At 70.4% G+C, this 20983-nt stretch carries 18 protein-coding genes and 1 pseudogene; 11 read left to right on the top strand and 8 right to left on the bottom strand.

Annotated elements, in window-relative coordinates:
- The first annotated feature begins 28 nt into the window (after nt 1-28).
- The gene (gene mxcH / locus HV824_RS24665) at nt 29-2536 is read left to right on the top strand and encodes a TonB-dependent siderophore myxochelin receptor MxcH (RefSeq protein WP_176424373.1); all 2508 of its coding nucleotides are present in this window, start codon (nt 29-31) and stop codon (nt 2534-2536) included.
- A gap of 51 nt (nt 2537-2587) precedes the next feature.
- On the opposite strand, the gene HV824_RS24660 is transcribed toward mxcH, so the two are convergent.
- The 5 genes from HV824_RS24660 to HV824_RS24640 all read right to left on the bottom strand — a co-directional run bounded on the left by HV824_RS24660 (nt 2588) and on the right by HV824_RS24640 (nt 6861).
- A complete protein-coding gene (locus tag HV824_RS24660) occupies nt 2588-3817 on the bottom strand; it encodes an MxcI (RefSeq protein WP_176424372.1) in 1230 nt (409 codons plus the stop codon).
- A gap of 30 nt (nt 3818-3847) precedes the next feature.
- Nucleotides 3848-5374 carry a PepSY-associated TM helix domain-containing protein gene (locus HV824_RS24655; RefSeq protein ID WP_176424371.1) on the bottom strand — a complete coding sequence of 509 codons (1527 nt, stop codon included), beginning with the start codon at nt 5372-5374 and terminating at the stop codon, nt 3848-3850.
- The gene (locus tag HV824_RS24650) at nt 5371-5634 is read right to left on the bottom strand and encodes a hypothetical protein (RefSeq protein ID WP_176424370.1); all 264 of its coding nucleotides are present in this window, start codon (nt 5632-5634) and stop codon (nt 5371-5373) included. Before HV824_RS24650 ends, HV824_RS24655 begins: the two co-directional genes overlap by 4 nt.
- Nucleotides 5634-5945 carry a hypothetical protein gene (locus tag HV824_RS24645; protein ID WP_176424369.1) on the bottom strand — a complete coding sequence of 104 codons (312 nt, stop codon included), beginning with the start codon at nt 5943-5945 and terminating at the stop codon, nt 5634-5636. The genes HV824_RS24650 and HV824_RS24645 overlap by 1 nt, the downstream gene beginning before the upstream one ends.
- A 178-nt stretch (nt 5946-6123) precedes the next feature.
- Nucleotides 6124-6861: an SDR family oxidoreductase gene (locus tag HV824_RS24640; protein ID WP_176424368.1), complete on the bottom strand. Its 738-nt coding sequence runs from the start codon at nt 6859-6861 to the stop codon at nt 6124-6126.
- Between the two features lie 156 nt (nt 6862-7017).
- Between HV824_RS24640 and HV824_RS24635 the strand changes: the two genes are divergently transcribed.
- The 5 genes from HV824_RS24635 to HV824_RS24615 all read left to right on the top strand — a co-directional run bounded on the left by HV824_RS24635 (nt 7018) and on the right by HV824_RS24615 (nt 11520).
- Nucleotides 7018-7965 (top strand): AraC family transcriptional regulator, encoded by a 948-nt coding sequence (locus HV824_RS24635; RefSeq protein ID WP_176424367.1) that lies wholly within the window; start codon nt 7018-7020, stop codon nt 7963-7965.
- Nucleotides 7966-8003: 38 nt separating this feature from the next.
- Nucleotides 8004-9386, top strand: a complete 1383-nt coding sequence (locus HV824_RS24630; protein WP_176424377.1) for an ATP-binding protein — start codon at nt 8004-8006, stop codon at nt 9384-9386.
- A complete protein-coding gene (locus HV824_RS24625; protein WP_176417224.1) occupies nt 9373-9924 on the top strand; it encodes a response regulator transcription factor in 552 nt (183 codons plus the stop codon). The genes HV824_RS24630 and HV824_RS24625 overlap by 14 nt, the downstream gene beginning before the upstream one ends.
- Nucleotides 9925-10000: 76 nt before the next feature.
- Complete coding sequence (locus HV824_RS24620) at nt 10001-11047, top strand: hypothetical protein (protein WP_217917694.1); 1047 nt, start codon at nt 10001-10003, stop codon at nt 11045-11047.
- Nucleotides 11048-11052: 5 nt separating this feature from the next.
- Complete coding sequence (locus tag HV824_RS24615; RefSeq protein ID WP_176417222.1) at nt 11053-11520, top strand: hypothetical protein; 468 nt, start codon at nt 11053-11055, stop codon at nt 11518-11520.
- Between the two features lies 1 nt (nt 11521).
- Here HV824_RS24615 and HV824_RS24610 read toward each other — a convergent pair whose 3' ends face one another.
- Nucleotides 11522-11767 (bottom strand): hypothetical protein, encoded by a 246-nt coding sequence (locus HV824_RS24610; protein WP_176417221.1) that lies wholly within the window; start codon nt 11765-11767, stop codon nt 11522-11524.
- A gap of 292 nt (nt 11768-12059) precedes the next feature.
- Here HV824_RS24610 and HV824_RS24605 point away from each other — a divergent pair, with 292 nt between their 5' ends.
- Both HV824_RS24605 and HV824_RS24600 read left to right on the top strand, forming a co-directional pair.
- Entirely contained in the window at nt 12060-12857 is a 798-nt protein-coding gene (locus HV824_RS24605) for a PD40 domain-containing protein (RefSeq protein WP_176424366.1), read from the top strand.
- Nucleotides 12854-13507 carry a M23 family metallopeptidase gene (locus HV824_RS24600; protein WP_176424365.1) on the top strand — a complete coding sequence of 218 codons (654 nt, stop codon included), beginning with the start codon at nt 12854-12856 and terminating at the stop codon, nt 13505-13507. Before HV824_RS24605 ends, HV824_RS24600 begins: the two co-directional genes overlap by 4 nt.
- 197 nt (nt 13508-13704) lie before the next feature.
- On the opposite strand, the gene HV824_RS24595 is transcribed toward HV824_RS24600, so the two are convergent.
- Nucleotides 13705-16311 (bottom strand): MXAN_6230/SCO0854 family RING domain-containing protein, encoded by a 2607-nt coding sequence (locus HV824_RS24595; RefSeq protein WP_176424364.1) that lies wholly within the window; start codon nt 16309-16311, stop codon nt 13705-13707.
- A 263-nt stretch (nt 16312-16574) separates the two neighbouring features.
- On the opposite strand from HV824_RS24595, the gene HV824_RS24590 reads away from it, so the two are divergent.
- The gene (locus HV824_RS24590; RefSeq protein ID WP_176424363.1) at nt 16575-18230 is read left to right on the top strand and encodes a right-handed parallel beta-helix repeat-containing protein; all 1656 of its coding nucleotides are present in this window, start codon (nt 16575-16577) and stop codon (nt 18228-18230) included.
- 119 nt (nt 18231-18349) lie between these two features.
- Complete coding sequence (locus tag HV824_RS24585) at nt 18350-19168, top strand: spermidine synthase (protein WP_368670900.1); 819 nt, start codon at nt 18350-18352, stop codon at nt 19166-19168.
- A gap of 35 nt (nt 19169-19203) precedes the next feature.
- Here the strand turns inward: HV824_RS24585 and HV824_RS24580 are convergent, their stop codons facing one another.
- Complete coding sequence (locus HV824_RS24580) at nt 19204-19680, bottom strand: VOC family protein (RefSeq protein WP_176424362.1); 477 nt, start codon at nt 19678-19680, stop codon at nt 19204-19206.
- Nucleotides 19681-19978: 298 nt separating this feature from the next.
- Between HV824_RS24580 and HV824_RS24575 the strand changes: the two are divergent.
- Nucleotides 19979-20983, top strand: a pseudogene (locus tag HV824_RS24575) (galactose oxidase); the annotation flags it as partial.

Here is a 20983-nt window from a genome sequence, read left to right as displayed (position 1 = left end):
CGACGCAAAACCAAAAACGGGATTGCGGATGTTCTCGGCATTCACCTCGCTCGCCCTGCTGCTCTCGGCGGCCCCCGCGGGGCCAGCACCCGCGGCGGCGCCCGCGCCCTCCGAAGCCGCGCTTTCCCAAGTCCAGCCGCCCAGCCGCATCGACAGCGTCACCGTCCCCTATCCAGAGGTGGAGTTGGCGGCGGGGCGCCAGGCGGACGTGGTGCTGCGGCTCACCATCGACGAGCACGGCGTGGTGACGGCGTCGGAGGTGGTGCGGTCCGCGGGCGAGTCCTTCGACCAGGCGATTCGCGCCGCCAGCCTCACCTTCCGCTTCGAGCCCGCGCGCGTCGGCGGAGCCGCGGTCGCCTGCCAGATTGAGCTGGTCCACTCGTTCCGGTTGGACGCGGCCACCGCGTCAGCGCCGGAGGCCGCGCCCCCCTCCGAGCCACCACCGCCCGTGCAGGCGGAGGCGCCGGCCGCGCCACCACCGCCTCCGGAAGAGAAGACGATGGAGACCACGGTGTCTGGCCGCTCGGAGGCGGAGCGGAGGCGCCAGTCCGCGGAGGCGGTGCGCGTGGTCAGCACCACCCGCGCGCGGGCCCGCTCGGTGGACATGGGGCAGGTGCTGGCATCACAGGAAGGCGTGGAGGTTCGCCGCAGCGGCGGCCTGGGCAGCACCATCCGCTTCTCACTGAACGGCCTCACCGACGACCAGATTCGCTTCTTCCTGGACGGCGTGCCGCTCGAGCTCTCCGGCTATCCCTTTGGCTTCGCCAACGTGCCGGTGAACCTGGTCGACTCGATTCAAATCTACCGGGGCGTGGTGCCCTCCCGCTTCGGCGCCGACGCGCTGGGCGGCGCCGTCAACCTCACCTCCGCGCCGCTTCAAGACGGCGCGCATGGCGCCGTGTCGCTCCAGGGCGGCGCCTTCGGGACGTACCGGCTGACGCTGGGCGGCAGCTACCGGCCCGCCGCTGGCGGCCTCTATACCCGGGCCCACCTCTTCGCGGACACCACGCGGAACGACTACCGCGTGAATGTGGAGGCCTCCGACGACAGCGGGCAGCTTCGCCCTGTCACCGTCAGCCGCTTCCACGACGGCTACCAGGCGCTGGGCGGCGGGCTCGAGGCCGGCTTCGAACAGGTCGGCTGGGCGGACCGCGTCGCCCTGCGCGTCTTCGGCTCCGGCTACGACAAGGACCTCCAGCACAACCTGGTGATGAGCGGAGGCCCCTTCGGCGAGGCCCGCTACGGCGCGACCGCGCTCGGCACGCAGCTCCTCTACGAGAAGGCCCTCACCGACGCGGTCCGCGTCGACGCGCTGGCCGGCTACGCGTGGCAGGCCTCCGACTTCCAGGACACGTCCCAGTGGGTCTACGACTGGTTCGGCAACCGGCTGCGCGAGCGCACCCAGCCGGGCGAGCTGGGCGGCGACGCCACCGACCAGACGCTCTGGCAGCAATCCTTCCATGGCCGCGCCAACGCGAGCTGGGCCCTGAGCCCGTCCCAGACGCTGCGGCTCGCCTTCGCCCCCACCCTCACCCGCCGCACCGGCGAGCAGCGGCGGCTGGCCAGCCCCATCGACCAGGACCCGCTCTCCGCGGACCGCGACCTCCTCACCGCCGTCACGGGCCTGGAGTACCAGCTCAACGCCTTCAACGACGCGCTGGAGCTGATTGTCTTCGCCAAGGACTACCTCTACGCGGCCAGGGCCCAGCAACCGCAGCCCACCGGCGAGTGGCTCAGCAAGGACCGCGACCTGCACCAACTGGGCGGCGGCGCGGCCCTGCGGCTGCGCGTGAGAGAGCCCCTCTACGTCAAGGTCAGCTATGAGCGCGCCACGCGGCTGCCGCGGATGGACGAGCTGTTCGGCAACGGGGTCCTCATCCGGGAGAACCTCGACCTGGCGCCAGAGCGCAGCCACAACGTGAACGCCGGCCTGGCCACCGCGCCCTTGCGCACCCGGCTCGGCGTGTTCCGGGGGGAGCTGAACGGCTTCGCCCGGCTGGCGCGGGACCTCATCATGCTGGCGGGCAGGGACCGCGACTGGACGTTCCAGAACGTCTACGGCGCGCGGGCGCTGGGCGTGGAGGGGGCGACGGGCTGGAGCGCGCCCGGCGGCTGGTTGCACGTGGACGCCAACGCCACCGTCCAGGACCTCCGCAACGTGTCCAGCCAGGGCACCTTCGGCGCCTTCGAGGGACAGCGGCTGCCCAACCGGCCCTGGTTCTTCCTCAACGCCACCGCGCGCCTGTCCCTGCGAGGGGTGGCCACCGCGGAGGACGAGCTGTCCCCCTTCTGGACCGCGCGCTACGTCCACGGCTTCTTCCGCTACTGGGGAGGCCTGGGCTCCGTGGAGACGAAGCAGACCATCGACAGCCAGTTCGCGCAGGCGGCGGGCGTTGGCTACAAGGTCCGCCTCAACGGCTTCTCGCTGGGGCTCAGCACCGAGCTGGACAACCTCACCGACGCGAGGCTGTTCGACTTCTTCGGCGTCCAGCGGCCCGGCCGCTCGGGCTGGCTCAAGGCCACCGTGGAGTACTGACGCACGGCGCCGCCCGCGTCACTCACGCGGGCGGCACCTGGCGCACCCTGCTCAGCGCACCTTCACGAACTGGTAGGCCCAGCCCAGCGTCTCGAAGCGCTTCACCGCGGAGCCGTTGCTGTTCAGCTCCCACACGGACGTGGACGCGTAGTCCGCGGTGGGCAGCAGCAGGAAGGTCCGCCCTTCGATGGTGAAGGCGTAGTAGCCGCCCGCAATCCAATCCAGGCCCTGGATGGGCGCGCCCTCGCCCGTCTCCACGTTCACCTGCCACAGCTTCCAGTGCGTGCCGTTGGTGACGTCGGACGCCGTCGGCGTCGCGCTCAGCGTCGGGCTGTCGTCATGGAAGGCCGCCACCACGCCCACGTTGTTGCCCAGGTAGCGGAACGCGGCCGTCTGGCGCCCGCCCACCATGGACGCCAGCGAGCGCGTCCAGTCCCCGTCGATGGCGCGCGAGTTCGCGTCGAAACGCACCATGCACGTCTCCGGGGCGGTGTCGTCCACCACCGGCGCGCCCGCGCTGAACACCCAGTTGCTGAAGTAGATGTTGCCGTTCTCGTCCTTCGTCGCCACGTCCAGGCCCGGGCACGGCGCCTCCAGCAGCTCCACCAGGCTGTCATCCGCGTGGGAGTAGACGGCAATCTGGGAGCTGGGGGAGAAGCGGTAGTAGTTGGCGTCCGTCCAGTAGAAGGGCTGGAACGAATAGCCGCCGTGCGCCACCACGCCGCGGTCGAAGCTGGCCTTCACCACCAGCCCGTCGCGCTCCGTCACCAGCCCCGGCGACTCCACGGGGCCGGAGATGGTCATCGCCTCCGGGTTCCACACGATGCGCCGGGACTCCTCCAACTGCATGTACGCCGACGTCCCGTCCACGAAGTGGTTGAGGTACAGCGGCGCCGCCGTCAGCCCGTAGTTGGCGAAGCTGAGCTTCCCCGACTCCTGGAAGCGCCCGCTGTCGAACACCGTGTAGCGGGTGAGCTCGGGCGCCTCGCCCGCGCCGACGAAGAGCTTGCCGTCCACGGCGCCAATCGTCGCGAAGCCAGCGTGCTCGCTCGCCTGCTCCAGGTCGATGCTCGTCACGTCGAGCGAGTTGAACACGCTCACATACGTGGCAGACCCGGAGTCTCCGAAGACGGACGTGGCCAGGCTGTACACCGGCCCGGTCTCCGTCTCGTCGGGGTTCACGTTCGGGTCCGAGTCCGACGAGCCGCACGCCGTCAACGAGGCGGCGAGGAACATGAGGGACGCGGTGGATGCAGTCGCCAGACGGCTGCGCTTGCGCATTGGATTCTCCATGAGGGGTACGGCGTGGTTTCAGGCAGGCACCGAGGCGGGCATCGGCGTCGGGGCCTGCTTCTGAAGGCGGGAGATGGCGTGGGCCGCGCCGGCCAGCAGCACCGCGAGCAGACACAGGCCCACCTCGGTCGCGAGCACGAACGCGGAGCCCGAGGCGAAGGGGAGCCGCTGCATCCGGACCGCGTCGATGAAGGGCACGGCGAAGAGCCCCGCGCTGGCGAGGATGAGCAGGCGGCGCGCATACACGCCGGGCGAGCCGCCCACCCACGCACCTCCCACGCCCAGCGCCCAGGCCACGAAGAAGGCGGTGTGCTCCCAGCGGGGACGGTCCGCGAGCTCCGCGGGCACCAGCTGGTTGGCGATGAAGAGCACCGCCACCGCCACCGTGAGCCCGGCGCACACCCCCGCCGTCAGCTTCGCGAGCACGGCGTCGAAGCGGCTCTTCCCCTGCAGGCGCCGCCGCTCCAGCCAGAGCAGGTTGCCCGCCAGGATGCCGAACGCCATCAGCCAGGAGAGCAGCGCGTAGAGGACCTTGGCGGGGAAGCTGGCCCAGGTCGCGAAGTGCAGCCCGTACAGCGGGTCCATCACCTGCGTGTAGCGCGTGCCGCCGCCCGTCTCGCGCGACCAGAGGACGTCACCCTCGCGCGACACGCGCAGGTGCGTGAAGGCGTGCAGCGTGCCCTCCGCCTCGCCCGGCAGGTGGACGGTGCCGTTCGCGTCCCCCAGGTGGTCGAAGAAGAACCAGCTGTGCTCCGACTGAGGGAAGCGCGCCTTGGCCAGCGCCAGCGCCCGGCCCAGGTCGGGAGGGCCGCCGGGCTGCCCGGAGGGGGCGAGCGGCGCGGGCCAGTCCACGGCCACCTCCATCGCCTTCGCGTCACCGTCCAGCGCGGACGACACCACCGCGGGCAGGTACCAGTCCGACAGGCAGAGGACTCCGCCGGTGAGGGCGAAGACGAACAGGAAGGGCGCGCTGATGACGCCAATCACCTTGTGCGCGTCCGACCACAGCGCCCGCCGCGACGACTCCGGACGGAACTGCACCAGCTCCCGCACCAGCCGCCCCAACTGGATGAGCACGCCGGTGATGACGAGCAGCAGCAGCACGCCGGAGGCGATTCCCGCCAGGTGCTTGCCGAAGGGCAGCGGCTCCAGGAAGTGCATCGCGTTGAGGAACTCGCCCAGGTCGCTGCGCTCGCCCAGCTGCTGGCCGGACACCGGGTCCCACCAGGTGGAGCGGATGGGGCCTTCGGGCGTCATGCGCCACAGCCGCATCCACGGCTCCTCGGCGGTGGGCAGGGAGATGCCGAACCAGGCGGGCTTCGCCGCCGTCTCCGCCTCCGCCAACTGCTGGGCCAACTGGACGGCCCGCGCCTCCGTCACCGCGATGGGCGCCCGGAACGTCGGCTCCTGCCACGGCGCCAGCTCCTCCGCGAAGAGCGCGAAGGAGCCCATGAAGAACAGCACGAAGAGGATGAGCGACGACAGCACGCCGGCCCAGGCGTGCGCGTCCCAGAGGATGGTGTACGAACGGGGAGACAGCTTCACGTGAGCACCAGGACGACCGACGACACCACCGCCACCGCGGCAGCGCCCACCCAGGCCCGCGCGCCACTCCGGGCCAGCAGCGCCAGGCACGCCGCGGTGGCCATCGCCGGCAGCGCGACGAGGAACGCGAGCAGGTATCGGACATCGACGGACGCGGGCAGCACCGCCACCAGCGCCAGCGTCGCCAGCACCCCGGCCGCGGGCGCCACCGTCACCGCGGCGCTGATGCGAGCAGCGCCATGTTGATGCTTCTGGGTCATCAGCGCGTCCCCGCCCAGGCCAGCACCAGCCCCACCGCGCTGAGCGGCACCGCCCACCGCGTGGCGCGCGGCCACAGCGGCCCACACAGCGCGAGCACCGGCGTGGCCAGCATCACCACCACCGTGGCCGTCGTCAGCCCGACGCCCAGCCCCTGCGCCTTCACGCCCACGGCCACGCCCGCCAGACATGCCACGGCGCCCACCGCGCGCACCCACCCCCGGTGACGCGTGAGGGCACTCTGGGGGGCGCGGGCCGTCACCGACAGGAGCACAGCGAGGCCCAGCAAGATGAGCAGGGTCGAAACCGCCATGTTCTCCTCGGAGCAAGGGCGCTATTGAGAATCACTCTCAATATCGAAACCGGGCCCAATGAAACCCGGCCGCGCGACGATGTCAAGGCAGGCGGTCAGACGGGAAACGCGTGCTGGCTCGGCATTTCACGCACAGCGGGACGGAGCCGCGCCAGGCTCCGTCCGCGCGGTGTCACGCTCAGTTGGGGCTGGCGGTGGGACGGACGATGATTTCGTTCACGTCCACGTCGGCGGGCTGCTCGACGGCGAAGGCGATGCTCCGGGCGATGGCCTCGGGTGGGATGGCGATTCGGCGGTACTCGCGCATGCCCTCGCGCGCGCCTGCGTCGGAGATGGAGTCCGCGAGCTCGGACGTCGTCACGCCCGGTGAAATGACGGTGACGCGGATGTCACCGCCGACCTCCTGGCGCAGGCCTTCGGAGATGGCGATGACGGCGTACTTCGTCGCGCAGTACACCGCGCCGGTGGGCACCACGGAGTGGCCGCCAATGGAGGAGAGGTTGATGAACTGACCGGAGCGCTGCGCCTGCATGATGGGCAGCCCCGCGGCGATGCCGTGCAGGACGCCGCGGATGTTGACGTCAATCATGCGGTCCCACTCCTCGACCTTGAGCGCCTCCAGCTTCGACAGGGGCATGACGCCCGCGTTGTTGATGATGACGTCGAGCCGGCCGTGCTCGGCGCGGGCGAAGCCCATGAAGGACTCGACGTCCGCTCGCTTCGTGACGTCCAGCGCCCGGTAGCGCGCGGAGCCTCCGTCCGCGCGGAGGGCCGACGCCAGGGCTTCGAGCCGGTCCGTCCGGCGCGCGCCCAGGACGACATGCGCGCCCTTGCTCGCGAGCAGGCGAGCCGTCGCCTCCCCGATTCCGCTGCTCGCCCCGGTGATGGCGATGACCTTCCCCTTGATTCCAGACATGTGGATGCGCCTCGTGATTGCGGAGTGGATGGCCGCAATCTGCGCGCTCCCGCCGCTGACGCAGTACTCCGATGCTGCCGGGTTCTTGCCCAATCCTGCACGAACCGGCGGATGACGCTGAACCGGAGGGCCGGGCCGCATACGCTTCTCCACCCGATGACGCCCTCCTCCACCTCCAAGCACTCGGCCGCGCTGGCGCGGTTGATTCAGAGGCACACGCCCGCGGATGGCATCCATCAGACTGCCATCGCGCGGGTCGTCCTGATTCGCGCCGCGCAACCGAGCGAGCCCCTGCATGCCTTGCACGAACCTGCGCTCTGCATCGTCGCGCAGGGCCGCAAGCAGGTCATGCTCGCGAATGAAGTCTTTCACTACGGCCCGGAGCAGTGCCTGGTGGTGTCGGTGGACCTCCCCGTCACGGGCCAGGTCATGGAGGCCACGCCCGAGGCGCCGTACCTGTGCCTCCGCGTGGACCTGGACCCGGGGCAGTTGGGCGCCTTGATGCTGGAGGCCGCGCTGGAGCCCACCGGAACCCCACCGGCCGGACCGGGCATGTCGCTCAGCCCGGCCGAGCCGGACCTGCTCGACGCGGCCACCCGGCTCGTGCGGCTCCTGGAGACGCCTCGGGACATCCCCTTCCTGGCGCCCCTCTTCATCCGGGAGCTGCTCTACCGGCTGCTGTCGAGCGAGCACGGCGCGAACCTGCGCCACATCGCCGTGGCCGGGGAGCGGCTCGACTCCGTCAACCGGGCCATCACCTGGCTCAAGCACCACTACGCGGAGCCGCTGCGCATCGAGCAGCTCGCGCGCGTGGCGCACATGAGCACGTCCGCGCTCCATCACCACTTCAAGCGCATCACCGCCATGAGCCCGCTCCAGTACCAGAAGCACCTGCGGCTCCAGGAGGCCCGGCGCCTCATGCTGGGGCAGGCGCTGGACGCGGCCTCGGCGGGGCACTCGGTGGGCTATGAGAGCCCCTCGCAGTTCAGCCGGGAGTACGGCCGGCTGTTTGGCGCGCCGCCCGCCCGGGACATCTCCCAGCTGCGGAGCACGCTCCAGGGGCAGGCTCGGGCACCGGCCCGGCAGGGCAATGCGTCAACTTGACGCACACCCCGCCTCCGACGCCGGGATATGACGTGCGGGTGTCCACCGCGCCGACTCACGCCGAGGCGCCGTCGCCTGACGTCCTGGCCTCGCCCCCGCGCCTGCCGCGCTCCGCCTTCCGGCGCTCCACCGGGGACATGGCGGCGCGGCTGTCCTCCAGCGACATCGCGCTCGGGTGGCTGGTCCGCCTGCGCTGGCACGCCGCCGCGGGCCAGGCGCTGACGGTGGGCGTCGCCGTCCGGGTGCTGGGGCTGGCGCTGCCCGTGACGCCGCTGCTGGCCCTGGTGGCCACGACGGCGGTGTCCAACCTGCTGCTGGCGCTCTGGCTCCGCCGCGAGCCCGAGGTCCGCCCCGGCCTGCTGGGGGCCGTGCTCGCGTTCGACACCGCGTTGCTGACGGGGCTGCTCGCGCTGTCCGGTGGCCCGGCCAACCCGTTCGCCATGCTGTATCTCGTCCACGTGACGCTGGCGGCCATCGTGCTGGGCCCCCGCTGGACGGTGCTCATCGCGTTGCTGTCCGTGCTGGGCTCCACCAGCCTCTTCGCCTTCCACGTCCCGCTGCCGGACACGGTGAACCCGCCGGGCAGCCACGGCCTGGACTCACTCCACGTCGTGGGCATGTGGGTCGCCTTCACGCTGACGGCGCTCATCATCGCCTTCGTCGTCGCCCGCGTGGCCGCCGCGCTGAGAGCTCGGCAGGCCGCGCTGGCGCGCACGCAGCGGCTGGCGGCGCGCGCGGAGAAGCTGGCGTCGCTGTCCACGCTGGCGGCCGGCGCGGCGCACGAGCTGGGCACGCCGCTGGGCACCATCGCCATCGCGGCCAACGAGCTGGACACCCTCATCCTGGAGGCGCCCCAGGAGGCGCTGGAGGACGCCCGCCTCATCCGGGACGAGGTGGAGCGCTGCCGGGACATCCTGGAGCGCATGAGCGCGCGTGCGGGCCAGACGCTGGGCGAGGTGCCCGAGCGGACGACCCCGAGCGACGTGCTCGCGCGCCTCCGGGAACAACTGAGCACCGCGGACCAGGCGCGCCTCCAGTTCGAGCCCGGCCCGGACGTGCCCTTCTGGTGCCCCGTGCGAGGGCTGGTGCAGGTCCTGACGAACCTGGTGCGCAACGGGCTGCATGCCAGCGAGGCCACCCAGGCGAGCGTCGTGGTGTCCGCGCACCGCGAGGTGGACCGCCTGCGCTTCATCGTGGAGGACCGGGGCACCGGCATCCCACGCGCGCTGCTGCCCCGGCTGGGCGAGCCCTTCTTCACCACCAAGCCCGCGGGCCAGGGCATGGGGCTGGGCCTGTTCCTCACCCAGACGTACGCCGAGCTGTGCGGAGGCCGCCTGGAGCTGAGCTCCGAGGAGGGCCAGGGAACGCGCGTGACGCTGGAGCTGCCCTTGAGGAAGGAGTCGTCCGATGCCACCGGGTGAAGCCCCCGCCAGGGTGCTCGTCACGGACGACGACGAGCGCTTCCGCGAGCGGCTGATGCGCGCCTTCGTGCGGCATGGCTTCCAGGCCCACGGCGCGGCCAGCGCGCAAGCGGCGCTCGAGGCCGCGCGGGCGTTGCGCCCGAGCTACGCCGTCGTCGACCTGCGCCTGCCCGACGGCTCCGGCCTGGAGCTGGTGCGCGAGCTGAAGGCCTTGGATGCGAGCATCACCGTCGTGGTGCTGACGGGCTACGGCAGCATCGCGACGGCGGTGGAGGCCGTGCGGCGAGGCGCCACGCACTACCTGGCCAAGCCCGCGGACGTGGACGACATCCTGCTCGCCTTCGCCGGCGCCACCCTCCCCTCCGGACAGGAGGCCGCGCTCACCCACGAGGTGCCCTCCCTGGCCCGCGCGGAGTGGGAGCACATCCAGCGCGTGCTCGCCGACTGCGGGGGCAACATCTCCCAGGCCGCCCGGCTGCTGCGCATCCAGCGGCGGAGCCTGCAACGCAAGCTGGCCAAGTACCCCGTCCCCAAGTGAGCGCCGCGGGGTGCGTCAGCAAGACGCACGAAGCGCGGCGCCCGAGCCGCTAGGCTGGAAGGTGTCAGGAGGTCCGATGTCCGCGCCACGCACGAGTGCGCTGCTGCTCAGCATCATGGTGTCCGCCGGAGGCTGTACCAAGACGCCCACCGATGCGGGCTGGAAGGAAGTCAACGGCGGCATCCAGTGCCAGGCGCTCCAGCACCTGGCCTGCACCGGCCTCTACGGCGAGGGCGGCACGGGGTGGGCGACCCGGGCGATTCCTCCCGAGGTGCGCCCCTACGAGCCCGGCCTCCAGCTCTGGAGCGACGGCCTGGACAAGGCGCGCTTCATCTCCCTGCCGCCCGGCACGAAGGTGGACACGTCCAATAGCGACGAGTGGCGCTTCCCCGTGGGCACGAAGCTCTGGAAGGAGTTCCGCTGGAAGGGGCGCCCCATCGAGACGCGCTTCCTCTGGAAGCGCCCGGACGGCGGCTGGCTGCGGACCACCTACCGCTGGAGCGAAGACGGGAAGACGGCGCTCGAGTTGACCGACGGCGAGAAGGACGTGCCCGGCACGGAGGGCTACGAAATCCCCAGCCAGTTGGCCTGCCAGTCCTGTCACCGCGGGCGCGGCGACGAGGTGCTCGGCTTCGAGGCCGTCGCGCTGGCCCATGACGGCGCGCGCGGGCTCACGCTGGCGAAGCTGGTGGAGGAGGGGCGCTTGAGCCACCCGCCCGCGAAGGTGCCTCGCATTCCCGGCACGCCAGTGGAACAGGCCGCCCTGGGCTACCTGCACATGAACTGCGGCGTGTCGTGCCACAGCGCCAACCGCATGGCGCTGGGCAGCGGCTCCGGCCTGCACCTGCGCCTGGAGGCGGGCGAGCTCGGCGCCGTGCAGGAGACGGACACCTGGCGCACTTCCGTGAACGTGAAGGCGATCATGCAGACGTCGGGCATGTTCGGGAGGAGCTCGCAGCGCGTGGCGCCGGGCGACGTCCAGCACAGCTCGCTGCTCCACCGCATGGGCCAGCGCGGGGACTTCATGCAGATGCCGCCCGTGGGCACCCGCGTGGTGGACGAGCAGGGCCGGGCGCTCATCCAGCGCTGGATTGAGGCGATGCCCCCGAAGAAGGAAGGGTAGGCACCATGCTCTACTCGGGGGTGTTGCTCCTCCACTCCTGGCTGCGCTGGGGGGTGGTGGTGCTGGGCGTACTCGCGCTCGTGAAGGCGCTGCTGGGCTGGGCGCGAGGCCGTGACTGGACGTCCAGCGACCGGCGGCTCCAGCGCGTCTTCGTCTCCGCCTTCGACCTCCAGATGCTGCTGGGGATGACGCTCTACTTCGCGCTCAGCCCCGTCACGCCGCGGAGCCTGGACGCGCTGCGGATGAGCATGTCCATGGGCCACCTGCGCTTCTTCGGCCTGGAGCACCCGCTGCTGATGCTCCTGGCCCTCACGGCCGCGCACGTCACCTCCGCGATGTCGCGGAGGGAGGCGCCCTCGCGGTCCAGACACCGCACCTGGGCGGTGGGACTCCTGCTGGCCATGCTGTTCGTCGCCCTGGCCATCCCCTGGCCCGGCCTGTCCCACGGCCGGCCCCTGCTCCGGGGCCTCTAGCCTAGGCTTTCACCCATTTGCTCTGGAGCACGTCCCAGCTCATCTCCTTGCCCTTGAACGGCTCGGCCTGGTTGCTCGCGAAGCTGCCCGTCTCCTGCACGTTCGTGCAGCCAATGCCCTTCAGGTAGGCGATACAGTCCTTGGTGAACTGATTGGCCTGGTCGTGGTTGTGGGCCCCCATGGCGCCATACATCTTCGAGCTGCCAGGACCGTCGTAAGTGAAGTTCTGCACGTAGTACAAAGCCATGTCAGTCGCTCCCCTGAAGGCGTTGGTTGCCTTCACGATTATCGCACTTTCCGTTTCTCCTGTGAAAGTGCGCCCGGAGTCATGTTCCGCCAGACACCGACTCTCTAAAACAGGAATATTGCGATAATACAGTAAAACAAATATTCCAAGAAACCGAGACGAGGAGCGCCCGATAACGCCATGGGGTGTCCCCCCGCGTCGTTTCCTCCTTCCTCGGTGAGAGATGAAAAAATCAATCCTCGCGCTCGCGACACTGACCCTGGCCGCGACCAGCGCCACGGCAACAGAGCGCATGAACCCCGCGGACCTTCGCCGCGTCACCAAGGCCCGCGAGAGCATCGCCCCCGCGGTCCAGAGAGAGTTCGGCCCCAAGGCCCGGTTCATCAACCTCTTCGGACAGGGCCCGGGAATGCTCGCGGGCATCGTCGCCGAAATCCCAACGCAGCCCCTGGGCACGGATGACCTGCCGCTGCTGGCCATCGTCCAGTACGACGAGACCACCGGCGCCGTGAAGGTCGTGGACCGCGAGTTCAAGTACCGAGAGGCGCGCACGGTGGGGCCCAACGTCGCGCTGCTGGACGGAGAGGGCAACCTGCGCCTGCGCGGCCCCGGCGTCCGCGAGAAGCTGCTGGCACAGGGGGTGGGCGGAGACCTGTTCCCGACAGCGAAGGGTGACGCGCTGGTGGCCACGCTGAAGGCCCGCGGGAACGAGGCGCACGAGACGTCCGTGGGCATCATCGACCTGAACGGCCGCGTGAAGGTGTTGGCGGACGGGCCTGGCGTGGACGCGACGCCCTCCATCTCTCCGGACGGGAAGACGGTGGTCTTCGTGTCCGGCAGGACCAGCGTGGCGTCGTTCTACGTCACGTCGGTGGAGGGTGAGGCCCCCAGGCAGCTCACCAATGTCGGCATGGAGAACTGGATGCTCTTCGAAGGGGTCCCCGCCAACTTCGTGCCCCCACCCGTCTCGAGCCACCACATGGAGTGGCTCGGCCCTGACGTCCTTCGCTACAACGCCGGCGGCGGCGCGTTCTGGAAAATCAATGTACGCACGGGCCAGGCGGCTCCGGACCTGGGAGATGCCCGATGATTCGCGCGCTGACACGGAAGCTCACCCTGGCGCTGGCGCTCACCCTGCTGGCGCTCCCCGCCGCGTCTCATGCCCAGACGATGTTCCGCTTCCCCATCTCGATGCTCGGGGACCAGTGCGGCAACGGAGGCTGCGTCGTCAGTGCCTACAAGGACTACGGCGGCAGGGACTACGCGTGCGGCGGCGTGCGCTACAGCGGCCACACCGGCACGGACTACGCCCTGTCGGGCGGGTTCGGGAAGATGGACTACGGCGTCTGGGTCATGAACGCCGCCAGCGGCGTCATCGAGTCCACGGTGGATGGCTACTACGACCGCTGCAACTACTGGAACCAGAGCAACCCCTACGCCGCCTGTGGCCTCTACACCGCCAACTACATGATCATGCGGCACGGTGACGGCTCCAAGACGCTGTACTGGCACCTGAAGAAGTTCACCCAGCAGTTCGCCCGGAACACCTCGCTCTCGTGTGCCTACTGGGTGGCCCAGGTCGGCTCGTCCGGCGCATCCACGGGACCGCACCTGCACTTCGAATACTGGGTGCCCGGCTACGGCACGGATGACCCCTACGGCGGCGCCTGCGGGACACCCTTCACGCGCTGGACGTCGCAGGGCGCCTACCGCGGGCTGCCTGGCATCGCCTGTCAGTAACGCGCGGACAGGGGGCCCTGGCCACACCCGGCCAGGGCTCCCTCCACCGGCTACTGCCAGGCGACGCGCTTCAGCCGGGTCGGCACCGGGCTCTCGCTCATCGTGAAGTAGCCGGCGCCGTCCGCCTGGTACTCGATGGCCTCGCCCTGCCCTTCCACCAACTATTCACACTTCCACCCGGGCACACCTGGACCGCGTCAGGGCTTCAGCGCGGACACCAGGTCACCCGCGGCCAGCCGTGTAACGGACTCCGCGGACGTGTGGAGGAAGCGCAGCGCATAGCCCTCGCTGCCGGCTGGGAGCGACGGGGCGTCCGTCATCCCCGCGAAGAAGGTGGGCGCCGTGCCGGGCGTGAAGGCGTGGGTGGTGGAATCCGCTTCAATGCCACGCAACCTGCGCAGGAAGGCGGTGGTGTCCTCGCCTGGGGCCCGCTTCAGGACGGACACGGTGCCATCCCTGCGCCGGACCTGCACCGTGCGGCTGCGCGTGGCCGCATGAAGACAGGCCAGCTCCCAGAGCGTGGGGCGGGCGCCGGTGCCGAAGTAGGCCAGGGTGTCCTTGCCAAGGTGCGCGAGCTCCCCCCGGGAGCGACGCACGCTCTGGAAGCCGTCCTCGGGAGGGACCTTCACATCCACCCACCGGAGCTGCTTCTCGACGAGGTCGATGACGAGCGGCACTGAAATCTGCCCGCTCCCTTGCAGGTCGAAGCGCTGCTCCACCGCGCGCGCATCGAAGTGAGGTCCGCCAGCGCCCTCCCGGACCATGAAGCCCGCGAACGCGTCCTCCATGCGGTCGAACGAGACGCTGTTGTAGGAGAACACCACCGGGATGGCGTAGCGAACGCCCTGCGCCAGCAGTCGCGGGGCATGGACATCCAGGAACTCGGCGCCTCCCATCGGCAGCGGCCCGGACGTGACATCCCCCGAATGCACCGCGGCGTCGTCCGCCAGCCGCAGGTTCGTGAAGTCACACAGGTCCACCAACCACCAATCCTTGTCGTAGAAGGCCACCGACAAGTCCAGGTCCACCCGCGTCCCCTTGGGCTCCGTCCAATGGACGAAGAAGCGCAAGGTCTTCCCTTCCGGCAACGGCAGCAGGCTTCCACGCGGAACCGCCACCAACGCCCGGGAGGCCGTCTTCTCCGCCAGCGGCACCAGCAGGTCAGCCAGGGCCTCGTCGAGCACCGCTTGAGGGAAGGCCGGCAGCGCCTCCGCCCGGCGCAGCAACTCCCGCTCCAGCGGCGCCACCAGCTGGCCAATGGCGTCACCGGGGAGCAAGGGGCGCCGGTCCTCCATGCCCCAGGCGTGGGTGGCCTCGCCCTTGGGAAAGAACACGCGCCTGGCGAAGGGCTTGTGCCGCTGGCGCAGGTGCGCCGCGGCGGTGAGCAGCAGCGCGGGCGCGGCCCGAGGCAGCACGGCCTCGAGCGCCGCGAGCAGCTCCGGGTCGAGCGCGGCGGAGCCCGACTGGGCCACCGACAGGCGGCTCACATGGTCCAACCGGCGCAGCAACTCGCCGGGCCGCTGCCGCAGCAGCCGCAGCGCGCCGCGGACATCGCTCGCGTCCAGCGCCGCTTCGACGTGCGAGGCCCAGGAGCGGAAGGAAAGGCGGACGCCTCCGTCGACCTCCACCCTTTCAAAGTCCGCCGGATGCTCGCTGGCCAGACTCAGCACGGCTGCTCCGAATGGTGTCTCCGGCGCCAACACCGTCTCACGCAAGACAGCGAACGCGAGCGAGACCTTCGGATGGCGCTGCCACTCTTCGAAGACATGCAGGAGCTTCGCCTGAGCCTTCCACAGGCCAGGGTGGCGCCGGAGGTCCTCGGTGAGGTTCAGCACGGAGAGGCCTTCCAGCATCCGCAGGACGGCGCGCCGCACCGGACGAGGAGGGCTCTTCAGCGGAATCTTGACGGTGAGGTCGGGGTTGCCACCCGCCCACGCGACGAGCACCCGGAGCACATCCGTGGCGGTCTTCACGTGCGCCGCGGCGCCGGCCAGCACGTCTCCCGCTGTGTGGGCATCTTGAAGCAGGAGGCCGATGACGTGCGCCAGCGTCTCCTTCACCGGGATGCGCGGTGGGAGCCACCCCAGGATGCGCACCCCGAAGGAGGAGACGAGCAGCTTCAGCAATATCACTTCGCCCGGACGCAGCACCGTGGACCGGGACACCAGGCGCCGCAGCACCTCACTCGCCGTGGCCTCCAAGTCGGTGCCCAGCGACAGCCGCGTCAACCGGCCGGCGGTCTGGCCATACACGCTGCCGGCGGCCTTGAGCGCCGTGGGCTTGAGGAACGGCTCCGACGGTGACAAGCGGCGGTGACAACTGGGACACGCGCTGTAGTCGCTCCCATCGAAGCAACGCTCGCAGACCAGGTGGGCGCACGGCGACAGCGCATGCACCGTGTCCTGCGCGCCGCAGTGGATGCACGGCTGTTCGGGCGACTGGAACAACCAGCCCAGCATCCGCTGCACGTACAGCCGATGGGTGTCGTGCGGCACGCTCTCGGGGAAGTTCCGGAACAAGGGAACGAAGGGCCGGTTGGCCCCCAGGGCCGCCGCGCAGGTGTCGTAGACGAAGCGGCCGGAGGCCGCCATGACCTCGGTGGGCAGCGCGAGCAGCGCCTCCCGGAGCGGGCCGTCCAGCGTGTAGCCCACCCCCGCGAGGTCCGCCTCCAGGGCATCCATTCCCTGCTCCCGCGCCCGCCGGTCACCGCTGGGCGAGAGTCCGGAGGGGAGGAAGACCCGCCCCGTGGTCCGGAGCAGCAGCGCGGCGGTATCACCCGTCACGTCGAGCGAAGGGGCGCCCATGGTGACTCCAAGCGGGAGGAAAAAACGGGGCGGAGAGCGGATCCGCTACCTCTGGAGTGAGAAGGAAGCAAACCCAGGGCCGCCCCGTGCAGAACCCTATCAGGGCCCGGAGGGGCGCCGCTATCGCTGAAGCATGCGGGGCTCGCCCCAACCGTGGACGCGGACGCCCCGCGTACAAACTTCCCGGTGCACTTCACCCACGTCCATGAGGAGCGTCAGGCTCGCGTGGACCTGGACCGGGCGGAGCCGCCAGACTGCGAGCCATGAACCTCTCGCGAGCCGCCCTCCTCGTCCTGCTCCAGCCGCTGGCCGTCCAGGCCGCGGAATACCGCGTGGGCCCCGACCAGCAGTACACCCGCCTGGGTGACGTGCCCTGGGAGTCGCTCGAGCCCGGGGACACCGTCTTCGTCCACGCACGGCCCACGCCCTACGCGGAGAAGTGGGTCCTGGGCCGCAGGGGCACGGCCGCCGCGCCCATCACCGTGCGCGGCGTGAAGAACGCACAGGGCAACCTGCCCGTCATCGTCGGCGAGAACGCCACCACGCGCTCGCAGCTCAACTACTGGGGCGAGGAGCGCGGCATCCTGAAGATTGGCGGCTCCAACCAGCCCGCGGACACGCTGCCCGCGCACCTGGTGGTGGAGAACCTCCACCTGCGCCGGGCGCGCGGCGCCTTCACCGGCCGCAATGGCGCGTCCACCTACCTGGACAACGCCGCCGCCATCTTCATCGAGAAGGGCGAGCACATCACCATCCGGGGCTGCGTGCTCGAGGACAGTGGCAACGGCCTGTTCATCGCCAACCAGGCGTCGAATATCACCGTCGAGCACAGCCACCTCCTGGGCAACGGCAACTCCGGCAGCATCCTGGAGCACAACGCGTACACCGAAGCCCTGGGCATCACCTACCAGTTCAACCGCTTCGGTCCGCTCTGCGCTGGCTGCCTGGGCAACAACCTGAAGGACCGCTCGGCGGGCAGCGTCATCCGGTACAACTGGATTGAGGGCGGCAACCGGCAGCTCGACCTGGTGGACTCGTCCAGCGGCACGCTGCGCGCGGCGCCGTCGTATGCGCGGACGTTCGTCTACGGCAATGTCCTGCTGGAGCCCGAGGGCGCGGGCAACCGGCAAGTCGTCCACTTCGGTGGCGACTCCGACACCACTGCCAACTACCGGGGCACGCTCTACTTCTTCCACAACACCGTGGTGTCCAGCCGGACGGACCGGACCACGTTGCTGCGGCTGTCGCACCAGGACCAGACGGCGCACGTGACGAACAACGTGGTGCTGGTCGCCGCGGCCAATGGCAACACCCTGTCCCTCACGGACGCGGCGGGCACGCTCCGGCATGGCGGCAACTGGTACAAGCCCGGCTACGTGAGCACCTTCGGCACGCTCACCGGCGCCGTCGTGGACGCGGGAGGGAATCTCACCGGCGCCGCCCCCGGGTTCATCGACCTCGCTGGACAGGACTTCCGCCTGGCCACGGGCTCATCCCTGAGGAGTCAGGCGGTGGCGCTCCCCGCCGAGGCCAGCAGCGAGCCCGTCACCCGGCAGTACGTGAAACACACCGCGAGTGAGCCGCGCGCCCAGGTGAGCCCGGCACACATCGGCGCGTATGGGGATGTCTCCGCTCCGGGAACGGAGACGCCGGACGCGGGCACGCCAGCCGACGCGGGCACGGGCACGCCGGCCGACGCGGGCACCCCGGCCGACGCGGGCACGGGCACGCCGGCCGACGCCGGCACGACGCCCCAGCAGCCGGATGACGAGGGCTCGAGAAGCTCGGGCGGCTGCGCGGCCTCCGGCGCCAGCCTCGCGGGCCCACTGGCCTTCGCGCTCCTCGGCGTCCTGGGGCGGAAGCGGGGCGCTCGACGCACCCTTCCCCTGCGCCGAGGAGCCCGTATGCTCGGGGCGTGAGGTGGATGCGTCAGGCAGGACAAGCGTGGGGCCTGGAGCCCTGGAGGCAGGAAACCGCCAGCCCCATCCGGCGGAAACCGAAGGGGCCTTCGCGGGCGAGGCGGCTCCACCGGACCGTCGTGGCCCTGGGTCGCGTCTCCCGCGCCTTCGAGTTTCCCCGCACGATTCTGCACGTCGCGAAGTCCGCGAGTGGCCCCATCATCGTCAGTGAGGATGACGAGGGGCGCCGCTACCTCCAGTTCGGGTGGATTGGCGCCTTCCAGAGCGCGGTGTGGCCGGGCTTCCCTCTGCGCCTGGAGCTGGACTACACGCGCGCCGTCGCGGCGACGCTGGCTTTCGTGCCGGAGCCCTCGCGCATTCTCGTCGTGGGCCTGGGAGGCGGCGCCATTCCCACCTTCCTCCGCGCGGTGCTCCCGCACGCGCACATCGACGCGGTGGAAATCCAGCCCCAGGTGCTGGACATGGCCCGGCGATACTTCGACTTCCACGAAGACGAGGCCTTGCACGCCCATCTCACGGACGGACGGCGTTTCATCGAATCACCCGGGGCGCCGTATGACGTCATCATCCTGGATGCCTACGGCGCGCGCACCATCCCTCCGGCGATGGCGACGCGAGAGTTCATGCAAGCCACGCAGGCGAGGCTGACGCCGGACGGGGTGGTCGTGGGCAACGTGCTCCGGAAGTCAGGCCGGCCCGGCTCGCTGATGGACCCACTGTGGAAGGCCAGCTTCCCCCAGCTCTATGCCTTCGACGTGAAGACGTCGGACAACCGCATCCTCGTGGGGCTGCCTCACGCACACAGGCCCCTCCGGGCGGAGCTGCTGGCACGCGCCGGGCGGCTCGCGCGCGAATGGGGCGTGCCCTTCAACCTCCGCGCGCGAGTGGCCCGGCGTGTGAGACAAGGCCCCTCACGGAAGTCAGGCAACGCGCGCTAGTCTTTGCATGCAGTCCCGCAGCGCAATCATTCAACCTACTGGCCCGCGCCGTCGTACGCGCGCTGCAGTCCCTGGATGTCAAGCTTCACCATGCCCAGCATGGCTTCCATGACCCTGCGCGCCTTCTCCGGGTCCTTGTCGCCCAGCATCTTCCCCAGCACGGACGGGACGATTTGCCAGGACAGGCCGAAGCGGTCCTTGAGCCAGCCACACTGCTGCGTCTGGCCTCCGCCCTCCAGGAGCTTCGACCACAGCGCGTCCACCTCCTCCTGCGTCTGACAATCCACGAACAGGGAGATGGCCTCCGTGAACTTGAACTGAGGCCCCCCGTTCAAGGCCATGAACTGCTGTCCGTGCAGTTGGAAGGTGCCGGAGACGACAGGCGCGGCATCCGAGCTCCCGGCGCGGTTGAGGCTGAGAATCCTCGAGTCCTTCTTGAAGACGGACACGTAGAACTTCATGGCTTCTTCCGCGTTGCCGTCGAACCACAGGAAGGGCGTGATCTTCTGCATGGTGCGTTCTCCTCGGTTGACGTACCCGCTCCGCGACAGGGGGAACGGAAGCTTCCAGCGTCGAGCGCCTGGAGCTCCACACGGCGCACAACTCACGCCTGCGACGCGGTTCGCGTTGCCCATCCTACCGAGGAGCGGATATTCCGTCACAGATGACTCACAGCGTCGGGGCACGGCACGCGCCGTCCCGCCGCTCCTTTCGAACCGGAGTTTCTGGATGCAGTCACATCGCGCGGTCTGGAGCAGGCGCCTGATACTCGTGGGGAGCGTCATCCTCCTGTCATGCGGGAAGGAGGGGTTGACGCCGCCCGGTGAGGACGCGCTGGCCTCCGCACGAGGCCAGGCCCTGGCCCAGTGGGAACAGGCCCCTTCCGCCACCACCGCCCTGGCGCTGGCGCAGGCCTCCTTCCCCGACCTCGGAACGCGTCCAGCGCCCGCGACACCCTCGGCCCGGCAACTCGAAGTCCAGCTCGCGGATGACGGGGCGCTGACGCTGACCACGCGCGGCCTGAGCTTCCATGTCCGCCCGGCCGCCTCCACCTCGGGCGCGCTCCACCGTGAGCGCTTCGCCGCGTTCCACGGCGAGCGGCACCTCTGGTGGCCCGTCGGCAGCACGCAGACCACCGCCGAGGGCTGGCGCACCTCGCGGGTCGAGGAGGCCTGGATTCTGGACGCGCTGCCGGAGGCACGCGACGGCGAGCCGACGCACCGCGCCGAATACACCGTCACGTTGCCGCCCTCCGTCCGGCGCATCCAGGACACGGGCGACTCCCTCCAGTTCCTCGATGAAGGCGCGCGCCCCGTGCTCCGCTTCCATCCCTCCGTGGTGCGCGACGCCAACGGCCAGTCCCGCGCGGGCGGCACGCGGCTCGCGGGTGGACGCGTGAATCCGCGCACCCGGGTGTTCGACGTGGACGGCGCGCAGGTGCGCATCACGACCGAGGTCTCCCTCGCCGGGCTCACCGCGCCGCTCGTCGTCGACCCAGGCTGGTCCTCCACCGCCACCATGGCGACCGCCCGCGCGCAGCACACCGGCATCCTGCTGGGCACCGGAGAGCTGCTGGTCGTCGGCGGCGTCAACCGCACGGGCTTCGTGACTTCGTCCGAACGCTACGACTCCGACACCGACACCTGGAGCGCGGCGGCCGCCGCCGGAATTACAGGCAACGTCACCATTTCCGCGCGCCTCTCCGATGGAAGGGCACTCGTGATGACGGACGGCTCCACGTCGGGGCGCCTCTACGACCCCGCGACGGACGCCTGGACGGCCACGGGCCCCATGGCCGCGTCCCGCTCCCTGCCC

Source organism: Myxococcus sp. AM009 (assembly GCF_013372605.1).
In the GTDB taxonomy this organism is placed as follows: Bacteria; Myxococcota; Myxococcia; order Myxococcales; family Myxococcaceae; genus Myxococcus; species Myxococcus vastator.
This window is presented reverse-complemented; position numbering and strand designations above follow the sequence as displayed.